Source organism: Psychroserpens damuponensis (assembly GCF_000826655.1).
In the GTDB taxonomy this organism is placed as follows: Bacteria; Bacteroidota; Bacteroidia; order Flavobacteriales; family Flavobacteriaceae; genus Psychroserpens; species Psychroserpens damuponensis.
Genome location: NZ_JXJO01000024.1, coordinates 1 through 12,852 on the forward strand (window position 1 = coordinate 1; position 12,852 = coordinate 12,852).

Annotated in this window: 8 protein-coding genes; 3 read left to right on the forward strand and 5 right to left on the reverse strand. The window is 33.0% G+C overall.

Annotated features, from left to right (window positions below):
• From TD29_RS14340 to TD29_RS14355, 4 genes are all read right to left on the reverse strand, one after another.
• Positions 1–1,094, reverse strand: a 1,094-nt coding sequence (locus TD29_RS14340; RefSeq protein WP_040282164.1) for a PorP/SprF family type IX secretion system membrane protein, incomplete at its 3' end; no start/stop codon positions are given.
• 1 nt (position 1,095) lies between these two features.
• The gene (locus TD29_RS14345) at positions 1,096–2,559 is read right to left on the reverse strand and encodes a T9SS type B sorting domain-containing protein (RefSeq protein ID WP_040281556.1); all 1,464 of its coding nucleotides are present in this window, start codon (positions 2,557–2,559) and stop codon (positions 1,096–1,098) included.
• A gap of 47 nt (positions 2,560–2,606) precedes the next feature.
• Positions 2,607–3,923 carry a hypothetical protein gene (locus TD29_RS14350; protein ID WP_040281558.1) on the reverse strand — a complete coding sequence of 439 codons (1,317 nt, stop codon included), beginning with the start codon at positions 3,921–3,923 and terminating at the stop codon, positions 2,607–2,609.
• A gap of 271 nt (positions 3,924–4,194) precedes the next feature.
• Positions 4,195–4,647, reverse strand: coding sequence for a hypothetical protein (locus TD29_RS14355; protein ID WP_040281560.1), 453 nt, complete (start codon positions 4,645–4,647; stop codon positions 4,195–4,197).
• A 401-nt stretch (positions 4,648–5,048) separates the two neighbouring features.
• Here TD29_RS14355 and TD29_RS14360 point away from each other — a divergent pair, with 401 nt between their 5' ends.
• The gene (locus tag TD29_RS14360; protein ID WP_040281562.1) at positions 5,049–5,702 is read left to right on the forward strand and encodes a peptidase associated/transthyretin-like domain-containing protein; all 654 of its coding nucleotides are present in this window, start codon (positions 5,049–5,051) and stop codon (positions 5,700–5,702) included.
• Between the two features lie 4 nt (positions 5,703–5,706).
• Here the strand turns inward: TD29_RS14360 and TD29_RS14365 are convergent, their stop codons facing one another.
• Positions 5,707–6,624: a M23 family metallopeptidase gene (locus TD29_RS14365; RefSeq protein ID WP_040281564.1), complete on the reverse strand. Its 918-nt coding sequence runs from the start codon at positions 6,622–6,624 to the stop codon at positions 5,707–5,709.
• A gap of 220 nt (positions 6,625–6,844) precedes the next feature.
• Here TD29_RS14365 and TD29_RS14370 point away from each other — a divergent pair, with 220 nt between their 5' ends.
• Positions 6,845–7,474, forward strand: a complete 630-nt coding sequence (locus TD29_RS14370; protein ID WP_040281566.1) for an SDR family oxidoreductase — start codon at positions 6,845–6,847, stop codon at positions 7,472–7,474.
• Positions 7,475–7,596: 122 nt separating this feature from the next.
• Entirely contained in the window at positions 7,597–12,849 is a 5,253-nt protein-coding gene (locus tag TD29_RS14375; RefSeq protein WP_040281568.1) for a T9SS type B sorting domain-containing protein, read from the forward strand.
• Positions 12,850–12,852: the final 3 nt, after the last annotated feature.

The window sequence follows — 12,852 nt, forward strand, 5'->3', positions numbered from 1 at the left end:
AATTTAGCTTGAGCCTCAGTTTCTTCTTCAACTCCCAATTGTGCAGCAGTTTCATTTTCCGAAGTTACCTTAGCAACAGTCGCTGATTTACGGTTTGTTACTTTAGCAATTTTTGGCTTTTTCTTGTCGTCGGAAATGAGCAAACCACCAACTTCATCTCCACTACTATAATCATATCTATCATTACTTTTAAACCTATACGCTACTGTGAAATCATGTGAAGGACCAAAGGTTGATAAATCACCTATAGCTTTTTCATAATTATATTCTAGTGCTATTTGAGATGTAATGTTTATGCCTATTCCGCCAGAAACACCATAACGTGTATTGTAACCAGCTTGTGCCCAAATTCCTTTAGGTACAGTGAGCATTGCCATTGCAGATAAAATGGTTTCCTCTTTTTGAAATTCAGACTTAATTAGACCTGTAAATTTGGCTTCATCAAAAAAACCACGACTCCGCATCATATATCCAGTATACATAATATGGGCTTGAATGCTTTGTTGTGGATTATCTTCGATTAATGTTGATGATTCAAAATTGTATAATGCCAAATTATTAATTGATAAACCAAAATCTAGAAATCCCATACCGTAGTTTATTCCTGGATTAATGGTAAGTAAAAAGTTTTCGGGTATGTTTTGTAAAGAAGGATCGTCAAAATTTGTAATAACATTACCCGTGTTTACACCACTTTTATAAGCACCAATGTTTACACCAAAAGTTAAATTACTGTCTCGATCTAATTGTGCATTATAGGCGAAGTTTAGTGTACCACCAAACGTAGTTAATACACCATAATTTTGTTGAAACACACCAATACCTGCTCCAATATTTTCACCAAACCTACCAGAATAACTTGCTAAATAGGTGAGTGGTGCATTTTCAAAATCTACCCATTCTCGTTTATTAAAAATACTAATGTATTTAGTTTGTTCTCTAACAAAACTAAAGGTTGGGTTAATGGCGTAACGATTAAATGTTAATGAGTTTCTTATTGGTAGGTCAAGCGCAACCACTCCATCATCTTCTTGAGAATAGAACATCTGTATAGTACAGATACATAATATTAAAACCAAAAGAGGTGTTTTCATATTATTTGATTACTGTTATTGACCCTTTCTTAGTGTCGTTATTACTGGTTGTTATCACGTAATAAAATACTTGATTTATGCTATTTAAATTTAAATCACTCTCTGGCCAATTATTGAGATAATTATCGGTGTCTACAACAATTTTTCCTGTATTGGTCATAATCATGACTTTGGTGTTGGTTCCACTTGTGAAATTCACAGGTATAGTCCATGTATCGTTGATACCATCACCATTTGGGCTAATTACATTAGGGATGTTTTCAACATCTGGAAATGGATCATAAGCTTCTTGTATTTCGAATACAAATTCTCTAGAACCAGTACAACCAGAAGTTTCAGTTACAATAACTTTATAACTTCCAAATTGTGTAGCTTCAAAGTTATCTTCGGAAATATTAGTAATTACAACATCATTTAAATACCATTCAAATTCAGGATTAATCGCATTTGTCGTCACATTTACGGAGAGAGATTCGCCTTCTTCAATTGTATTTATGTCAGACACATTAATAGAGCCATCAAATAATTCGCTTAAGAGCTCAATTTCACCAGATGCCATGCATTCACCTAAATCTACCTGTACTGCATACGTGCCAGACTCACTAGTGTCATACATTTGCGATGTTGCATCAACGATTATATTTCCATCTTTAAACCATTGGTATGAGTTGCCCGAAATAGTAGTTAAAGTAGTAGCTCCATTTGCTGGGCAAAACGGATTTCCTAAACTAGAAGAAATCCCAGCATCAGAATTACCTGAAGTGACTTCGCTAATAGCAACCCGATTAGAAAAAGAATCTGAAGTACAGCTACCATAATTAGTTTCTACAAAAAAGGTTCCTGATTCACTTACGGTTAATGTTGGACCATCAGACACAAAACTAGATGTTGTTGGACCAGTTTCTTTATACCATTTATAAGTAAGAGAAGGGTAGTTAAGAGGAGAATTGTTTGTTCCATTTCCTGGATTGTCAATGGTAAGTAAATAACTTCCTCCTGCACAGTAAACGCCTGTTGAAACGAGGTTGTTTATAGAAAATGGAGCATCTTGAATTTTGTAATAAGCTGCAAATGTCGAAGAACCAGAACTCGTGGCTGCAGGAGCACTACTTTTTATTCTAATTCTATAACCTTCTCCAGCTGTTGTAGGTGGTAATGAAAAATCAATTGTTGCTGGTGAGGTTGTAATTGATCCAGGAGTTGAAGTAAATATTACTGTAGCAGCTGAAAAATCACCATCAGCATCAGATAATTCAATTGAGAATTGGTTTGAAGCACTTAAACCACTTTCTGGAGAAAACACAAAAGTTGTACTGTAGGTATTAAATGTATCGCTTGCGCATGCTTGACTAAATCCTAAATTCGGAGAACCTATAACGATTTGTGCGTTTAGATTTTCCGAAGAAAAAAATAAGATGACAAGCAGTGTGAAGACTAGTCTATTAAGGGAATTAGAGTAATACATTAGTTGTGCGTATTTTTTATTCTATAAGCAGTTTGTCTTAAATTAGGTTAATCTTCATCGTCATCAATAAGATCGTTAGATGCATAAATTCCATTAATTCGTAATCTATAATCTGGACGTGATGTACTAGTTGCATCTATAAAAGTTTCAGAGTCTGGACCTTTAGAATAAACGTTGTCGAAAGATCGACTACCATACCAGTTTTCTAAATCAGCATTATCTGTAAATCCATTTCTAAAGATGTTTCCTTTACAATTATTAAAATAGGTTCTTGTAAATTTTAATCGGTTTAAACTTTCTTGATTAATATTAATGTCTTCATCAAGTATAACGGCAGGATTAAAGCCAGATAAAACACTGGTGTCAATTGAAAAAGAGGCATCTGCACCAATGTATATGGCTTCATTGACTAAGCCAAGTTTAATGTCGTTATTCAAATCAGAACTAAGGTTTATGAGTGTTAAATTTGCTGCAGCAACAAAGGTTTGGTCTTTACTAAAATCGGTATCGTCTTTAATATCATAATCTACAACATATATGCTTCTTGAAATATCTGAATTAGAGACATAAGGAGACCTAACCGCTAGAGAGTTCTCTATCCATACTTGAGCTCCGTTATTAAATTTGTAATCATTACCACTAGATTTGTAAGAAACCATTTGATCTAAAATGAGTTTTCCGCCAAGAACATTGAAAGCATTTCCTTCGCTATAACTTACCATGATATTCTCAATTATAGTTTGTTGACCAACACCTGCTAAAGTTAATGCACTAAAATACCCGTAATCTCTTGTTCGTTTTCCTGCAAATTCTATGCGTACGTATTTTAAAATTCCTGAGTTACTATCTGGATTATCACCTCCAAAAGTTAACGTGTTTGATGCAGAAGAACGTAACCCATAATTTAAAGCTGACGTGCTACCAAATGCGTTTGTTGGCGCATCTCCAAGAATAAATAATCCTCCCCAATCTCCAGGTTTTTTAACACTTTTACTAGATGTGAAAATGATAGGATCTGTGGAGCTACCTTCTGCAATAATTTTAGAACCATTACTTATAGTTAAAGATCCTTTGGTTTTAAAATCACCAATAATTACGGTGCCAGGCTCAATGGTTAATGTGGTACTATCTGTAACAAAAACATCACCTAAAAGAAGATATACATCTCTCTTTGATAATGTTGTGTTTTTAGAAATATTGCCGCTTAGTATTTGGGTAGGTTTACCATATTCAACTTTGTTGGGTTTAAATTCTGTCCAAGGATTTAACCAATTATTATAGCCAATTATGCCTTTTTCTTGCTGGGCAAATAAATTGCCTATAACTAAAAATAAGATTAGAGTTAAAAACGTAACTTTTTTCATAGCAGGTAAATGTTTAATTAGATTAGTGGGTGCTAATTTATATAATCAAAAATAGCGTTTTTACACACGAAACGCAAATAATATCGACGAAATGCATAAATATATATGATTTTAAAGAAAAATCTTACAGCTAAATGCGTGATTTTTTTAAATTTTAAATTGATCAATTAATTCAGTCTAATCATAGCTCAAAATTAATAGCGTAGATGACCAAAAAAAACCTCAGTAAAAAAACTGAGGTTTAGAATTATTAACAATAAAAAACTATGAATTAGTCAGTTTTAAAATCATTATAGGTATGCAAAGATTTAAGTGTTTCTTCATAGAACAATATGGCAGCAATTAAATCTCTTGTATCGGAATATGGTAATATTTTCTTTTGAAATTCTACGGTACTATCAAAATACTCTACAGATGCATCTCTGTTAATCTCTAAAGCTTTTTTATTGTCTTTGGTTTCTGGTATTCCAAGAGAAGCCATAGTTACACCTGGTTTTGTTGCAAATGCAATGTTTGGCAATATATTTACAATAACTTGGATGCGTTCACTATATAATTTAAGTAATTCTCCTTTAGACATTTTGTCTAATTGTGAAAAGTTATGGTATTTAGAAATATTTACTTTACCATCAATAATAGTGATTTCTTTGTCTTTTTTTTGAGCGAAAGTTATACTTGCCATTAGAAAGAAAATAGCAATACATAAAGTAGATTTTGTTTTCATTTTAAAGTTTTTTATAGATCTAGGTGAGACAAATCTATACAAATTATTAAAAATTCCAACTTAATTTTGTGTTTTTTTTAAAATTATTTTTATCTACGAAATGCATATTTTACAGATTAAAGGCTCAAATAGTGGATTAAACGCAATTTTGTCCGATGAAATACCATGTGTTTTTTTTTGCTTTTGATTTCTTTAAATCGTAACAATTTAAGCAAAATTATAGCTTGATATGTTTGATAAAGTGGGTGTACTATAATTATTTATGAGCTCATGTGAGGTGTCATTTCATCGTTAAAAATTGCATGGCTTGTCTGTTTGTCGCATAAATGAGTGTATTGATAAGATTTTTAAGGGTTTATGATATATATCAGCCATTTTTGACTGAATTTATACTTAGCCTAATGAAAAATCTAATCACTCTTTGTTCTCTAATTTGTTTAATCGGACTTCAATTTACTGTAACAGCGCAGGAAATAACAACTATTTCTGGTACTTCAACTGCGCTCATTACAAATACGCAAAAAGAAGATGTTTTAGAGCGTCATCCTATTTATGATTATAATGCTCTAGATATAAGTGCTACAGATAGTATTCCTGATTTTGACACAAAGCAACAGCCTTTAAAAATTACAGGTACTATTTATAAAAGCGATGGTGTAACTCCAGCTCAAGGTGTTATTCTTTATATTGAACAAGCAGATGAAAATGGTGATTTTGATTTAAGAGAAAAAAATAATAAACGTTACGCTCATCATAGAGGTTGGGTAAAGACAGATGTTAATGGTCGTTATACGTTTTATACATTTATACCAGGAAATGACAGACGATATAATCAACTTTCTCAATTGTTTCCTACAATAAAAGAACCTTCACAACCTGCTTACGACTTAGCATCATTCTATTTTGATAATGATCCAATGCTTACCAAGTTATGTCGTAAAAGAATTTCAAAAAAAGGGGATTCAACAAGAATATTGAAACCCATTAAAAAAGACAACTTATTAATTGTAGAGAAAAATATTGTTTTAATTTCAAATACAGTAGCGTCAAAATAATAGCTTATTTTTCTATTACTAGCTTTTGACCAATTTTAAGAACCGAGTTACGTTTAATCGTATTGGTTTTACAAATGGAAGTAATGGTCACATTATTGCGTTTAGAAATTCTAGATAAGGTGTCTCCAGATTTAACAACATAAATAGATTTTTGTTTAATAAGGCTTGCTAATGCTTCTTCTTCGGAAATTAGAGGTTTTATAATGCTTTCTCTTTTGGAATTATGATAAATAGGTCGCGTCCATTTTTTTGTCACCCAAAGTTCATTTGCTCTAATTTTATTATGACTATTAAACTCAAATAAATATTCTGGGTTTATAGATACACCATTATAGTTTATAACCAAATGTAAATGGCTTCCTCTTGCATTACCTGAGACACCACCTTTACCAAGGTATTGGCCTTTTGATAAGGTGTCGTTTTCTTTTACGCCATATTCAGACAGGTGTGCATACACAGTCTCTAGTCCGTTAAAATGTCTTACAACAACGGTTTTGCCATGACCTCTGCTATAACGAGACATTCTTACAATACCATCAAACATGGTAAATAAACTATCTCCTGTTACCAAATCAATATCAATACCTTTGTGAGCACGACCTCTTCTCCAGCCATAACGAGAAGTGATTACCTTATTTTTTCCAATCGGTGAGTGGTAGGTAGAATCTTTAAACTTTAGTTGTAAAGGAAATTCTACGGTTGTTTCATGGTAAGGATTGTATACTGTGTTATCCCAATAATTAGCTTTAATATCTTTTGTGATAACAGTGTCTTTTACAGTAACTAATACTGGTTTTACAGAGTCATTTTGTGTGGTGTTAATTTTTAATTCTGAAAAGTCAATCAAAAGAGGATTAGGCTTCTCTTGTGCATTTAGGCTTATTGTTAGAAGTAATGTTAAAAAGGTAATTATAGATTTCATATGTTGAAATAGTACTTTAAATTTTCAGTTTCCGAAGATATAAAAATTATAAACGTTTCAACCTACTAATGTATTGTTGGTATTATTAGAAAGATTATTGGTCACTAAAATTGTGAATTATTCGAGCTCATTTAGATTAAAAAGTAAATGAGTTAACAATTTATGTGTTACCAATATTCTATTCTATGAATTAAAATGACCTTTGAAAAAAAATTAAACAATGGAAAAAATATTAGTAGCAGGTGCCACAGGTACCACAGGAAAAAAGGTCGTACAATTATTAAAAGCGTCTCAATATTTTGAGCCTATTGCTATGGTGAGAACCCAAGAGCAACAAAATGAATTCAAGGCTCACGATGTAAAAACGGTTATGGGAGATTTAGAAGATAAAGTTGCACATACTGTAAAGGATATAGATAAGGTTGTTTTTGCAGCAGGTTCTGGTGGAAAAAAAGTAAAAGCAGTTGATCAAGATGGTGCTAAAAAATTAATAGAAGCATCTAGTCAAGCGCATATTAAAAAGTTTGTGATGCTAAGTTCTATGGGAGCAGATAATCCTGAATCTAGCAATGAGTTAAAAGAATATCTAGAAGCAAAACATAACGCAGATGAGTTTTTAAAATCATCTCAGCTAAATTATAGTATTATAAGGCCTGGAAGTTTAACTAACCATAAGGGTGAAGGCAAAATAAAATTAGCAAATTCATTAAATGAAAGAGGGGAAATATCAAGAGATGATGTTGCTCAAACTTTAGTGAGAGCTCTACATGATGATGCTGTAAATAAGGCCGTTTTTGAAATTATTAAAGGAGACACTTTAATAGGAGAGGCTATTAATACATTAAATTAAGGATTATCATCGATCTATAAGTACAAGCTCATACACTTAAATTTAGATCGAAAATGTAATAATATTATAACAAAGAGTTATAATACTAGTATTATTATATTTTTGTTCTAAATTCATGTTTGATGAAAAAATTACTACTTACAGGCCTCATAGTCTTTTCATTATCGTTTAGTTTTGCTGCAAATGTTTATGTAGATCAATCTGCGCCTCCAAATGGAGATGGGACGAGTTGGGCAACTGCCTTTAACGACATACAAAGCGCTGTAGATGTGGCAGCAGCCAATGATGTGATTTTTTTAGCTGAAGGCATTTATAAGCCTCAATCTGATATTGATATTTTCATACCACTAACGATCAAAGGTGGCTATCCTCAAGGAGGAGGAGTTCAAAATATTCCGGCTCATATAGCGCAAATTCAAGCAGATTTTGATCCTAATGATTTGTTCTTCCTAATTTTTGATGTTTCTAGTAATTCTGAATTTGAAATTGAAGGCGTTCGGTTTTTTCAAACAAGAAGAGCAATTCATACCGATTCAAATATCATAATAAATAAAGTTCAATTTGAAGGATTAACTAACAATGGTCTAACAATTGGAAGCGATATTGATAGTGTATCAATCACAAATAGTATTTTTTCAAATAGTGAAGATACAAGTATCAATAATGGAGGACGTGTAGTTGCAGATTTTACTTTAGAAAATTGTGTCTTTCAAAATGGTCAAACAACTGCAATTCAAATTTCTGATGCTGTTGTCAATTTTACAATGTCAGATTGTACTATTAAAGATTATAATTCGTCTTCAACTTTAATGGGTTTTAGAGATAATAATGTGTTATTAGATAATTTATTGGCCGAAAATAATACTCTAGAGACTAGCGCTTTAATTGGTTTGTCTACAACAACACTTACTATTAGAGATTCTCAAATAATAAATAATATTGGTGAATCAGCTGTTTGTTTTAGTGGTAGTAATTGCGATGTCACTTTAGAAGGCAGTAGTTTTAGTAATAATACATCTAATGGTTCATTTGCTACTGGTGTTTTTAGCTCCTATAATTCTACAATATCTGCTACAAATTGTAGCTTTAACAATAATGATACTGTCGGATCTCAGCCTAATGGAGTAGGTACTTCAAATGGAGCAGAGACGGTTTTGTCATTTGATCGTTGTGAGTTTAAAAATAATAAGGCAGATGGTTCTATAGCATATGGCTTATTCAAACTATTTACAGGTGTTTCATTAACCGTTACAAACTCTATTATTGATGGTAATGAAGGTAATAATGGTTGTGCTATTAACATGTTTACTCTAGGTGAAATGATTTTAGAAAATAATATTTTTAGAAATCATAATAATGGAGGTCCTGTTATTGATACTTATAATTCAACTTCTGGTGTTGTCATTATAAATAATAACATTTTTGAAGAGAATTCAGTACCAGATCTTAATATAACAAACACAGCAAGTTTAACGTCAACTAACAATATATTCAATGGACCTAGTGCTTTTGTAAATATTTCTGGCGTTAATACGGCGAGTTTGTACAATGATTATTTTAAAGGAAATGAGAATGATGCAGAGTTTTTATCTTTAAATAATACAAATGCAAGCATAACGAACACTGTTATGATTTCCGAAAAAAATAGTGGTACACATGATGTAATTGAATCAGGAAACGGTGTTGCTCTAAATATTTTAAATAGTACATTTTCTTCAAGAACTCTAAGCAATATCAATGTAAGACTAGATTTTGATGATGGTCAACCTTCAACAATTTACAACTCAATAATTTGGGCAGGTAACGATTTAACAAATAGTGGTCTCACTGGAAATTTAAGTGACTTAACTGTAGAGTATTCTTTAATTAAAGGAGAAAATCTAGGAGGAATAGGAGATTTAGATGGTACGTTAAATGATAATAGACCATGGTTTGTAGATCAAAACTCTTTAGACTTCAGACTTCGAGCTTGCTCACCAGCTGTTAATGCAGGAAATAATAGTTATTTCACTGACACGTTAGATCATTTAGGCAATCCTAGAATTTTTGAAACAACTATAGATATGGGTGCTTACGAGTTACAAGAACCTGCTAGCGCAACCTGTGAAGAGCCTGTTATACCACTTTGTACTAATTTAATCGCACCTGTTAACAACGAAACTAATGTGCCTATTGATACCAATTTAAGTTGGTCTGCTGTTCCAGATGCAGTTCAATATCAGCTTGTTGTTGGTACGTCAGCTGGTAGTGCCGATATTTTATCTGTTTTTTTAGGGAACGTTACAAATTACAATCTCGCAAATGATTTACCCGAAAACACTCAAATATATGTAAGAGTAACTCCAATTAATGGAGCAGGTGCTAACCAAAATTGTGTAGACGAAAGTTTTACCACAGCGATAGGAGATATGGTTTCTAATGTAGGATGTAGTATCCTTATTCTGCCAGGTAATGGGTCAGTAAATGAAGAAGTAGATTCAGATATTACCTGGAGTGAAGACACAAACGCTAATGGCTATAGGTTAACTGCTGGCACAACGTCTGGCGGAAATGACATTCTCAATAATTTTGACGTCGGAAATGTAACTACCTACGATTTCCCGTCTGATTTACCAGAAAACACAGAAATCTTTATCATAGTCGTTCCATATAATGCGATAGGTAGTTTCGAAACTTGCCCTGAGCGAAGTTTTACAACAGGTGCAGCACCAACAATACCAAATTGTACAATCTTAAATAATCCAAATGATGGAGCCATTGACGTTTCTGTAGCGACAAATATAAACTGGAACGCTATTGTAGATGCAGATGGTTACATCATAACTATTGGAACAACATCAGGAGGAACAGACATCATAAATAATCAAGATGTTGGTAACATCACAACATTTGATATTCCTACCAATTTGCCAGAAAACACTGAGATTTTCGTAACGATTATACCTTACAATTCCGCAGGAAACGCAACAAGTTGTGCTGAAGAGAGTTTTACTACAGAATCTGCTTCTATAGATTTAGAATGTACTATTATTAATTCTCCTTTAGCTAATGCTATGAATGTTCCTGTGAATACTAATATATCATGGAATGCAGTTTTGGGAGCCACAGGCTATAGAGTTAATATTGGAACAGATTCTGGTGTTTGGGACATTTTAGACGATTTTGATGTAGGTAATACAACAACTGTAAATCCTCCAATCGATTTACCAGAAAACACTGAAATCTTTGTTTTAATAACACCGTACGATACAATTGGAACTTTATTAAGTTGTGAAGAGGAATCTTTTGGGACTGAATTTACTGAAACCATTCCAAATTGTACGTCTTTAAGTACGCCTTTAAATAATGCTATTGATGTCTCTATCTTTACAGACTTAACTTGGAACGCCATTTCTAACGCAGAGGGTTATATACTTACTATTGGAACCACTTCTGGAGGAACTGATATTATTAATAACATGGATGTTGGTAATGTCACAACATATGATATTCCTGCAGACTTACCAATTACTACCGAAATCTTTGTAACCGTTACACCTTACAATGCCTTAGGAAATGCAATTGATTGTATTGAAGAAAGCTTTATTACAGAATTGCCGCTTCCCGAATGCTCAAACCTTTTAATGCCTTCATTTCAGGAATTAGATGTTCCTGTAGATACAGATCTTATATGGTCTGCAAGTCAATATGCCGAAGGCTATACAGTAAATATAGGGACATCTACAGGAGCAACAGATATTTTAGATGTTACAGATGTTGGTAATGTTACAACGTATGATATTCCTTTTGATTTACCTGGAGGTACGGTTATCTATATAACTATTGGTTCATATAATAGTTCTGGCGGAACGGTTTGCGGTGATGATCAATTTACGACAGAAATTCCCTTTGTTGGTTGCTCAAGTTTAATAGATCCATTAAATGGCGCTACAAATGTGTCGGTTACTACAGATATTACATGGAGTGCAGCAGATAATGCAGATGGCTATATTTTAAATGTAGGGACGTCTCCCACGGTTAACGATATTCTTGACGGTTTTAATGTTACAAATGGCAATACATCACACGATTTTGTAAATGATTTACCCGCAAATACTGAGATTTTTGTAAAATTAATTACAGTTAATGCGTTTTCAGTAGATGAAACTTGTACTCAAGAAAGTTTTACAACTGGTGCTGCAAATTCTATGCTTGATTGTACAACGTTGACTTTGCCGTTGGCTGGTGAAACGAATGTATCTGTATCTACAAACTTCTCGTGGAATGCTGTAGAAGGCGCTAATGGTTATTTAATAAGTGTAGGTACAGCTGCTAATTTATTAGGAGGAGATGATGTTGGTAATGCGTTAACTTATGATTTACCTTTTGATTTACCCGAAAACACTGAAATAATTGTACAAATATCTCCATATTTAACACCTAATGACACTTTTGGCTGTGCTTCAGAGTGGTTTACAACCGGTTCTGCACCAGCTGTTCCAGATTGCACCAGTTTAATTTTACCAGTTGATGACAGTGTAAATGTGCCAATTTCCGAAGATATTTCATGGAACGCTGTTGCAAATGCAAGCGGTTATTTACTCAATATTGGGACTACTTCTGGAGGAACAGATATTGCAAATACTATTGACCTCGGAAATGTAACCACTTATGATATACCTGGAGATTTACCAGAAAATACAGTGATTTTCGTGACTGTAACTCCGTATAATTTGGAAGGCAATGCTATAAGTTGCACAGAAGATAGTTTTACAACGGAAACTTTAGCAACTATACCAGAATGTACTTATTTAATTTCACCGGTTGATGGCAGTGTAAATGTGCCAATTTCCGAAGATATTTCATGGAACACTGTTGCAAATGCAAGCGGTTATTTACTCAATATTGGGACTACTTCTGGAGGAACAGATATCATAAATACTATTGACCTCGGAAATGTAACCACCTATGATATTCCAGTAAATTTACCAGAAAACACAGTGATTTTTGTGACTGTAATTCCGTATAATTCTGAAGGAAACGCGCAAAGCTGCGATGAAGAAAGCTTTACAACCGAAACCCAAATTGTATTTCCAGAGGTTGAAGAAACAAAATATGGATTTTCACCAGATGGCAATGGAATTAATGATTTTTGGGAAATTAAAGGCATACAAAACTTTACAGATAATGTGGTGTATATCTACAACAGATGGGGAGATTTAGTTTTTGAGATTAAAGGATATGATAATGCTTCTCGAGTTTTTAGAGGTGATGCAAATAAAAAAAATAGGCTAGGAGCAGGACGATTACCATCTGGAACTTACTTTTTTAATATTCAAATTAATGGTCCTCACAATCTAAAGAAAACAAAAGGTTTTGTTGTTTTAAAGCGCTAATTT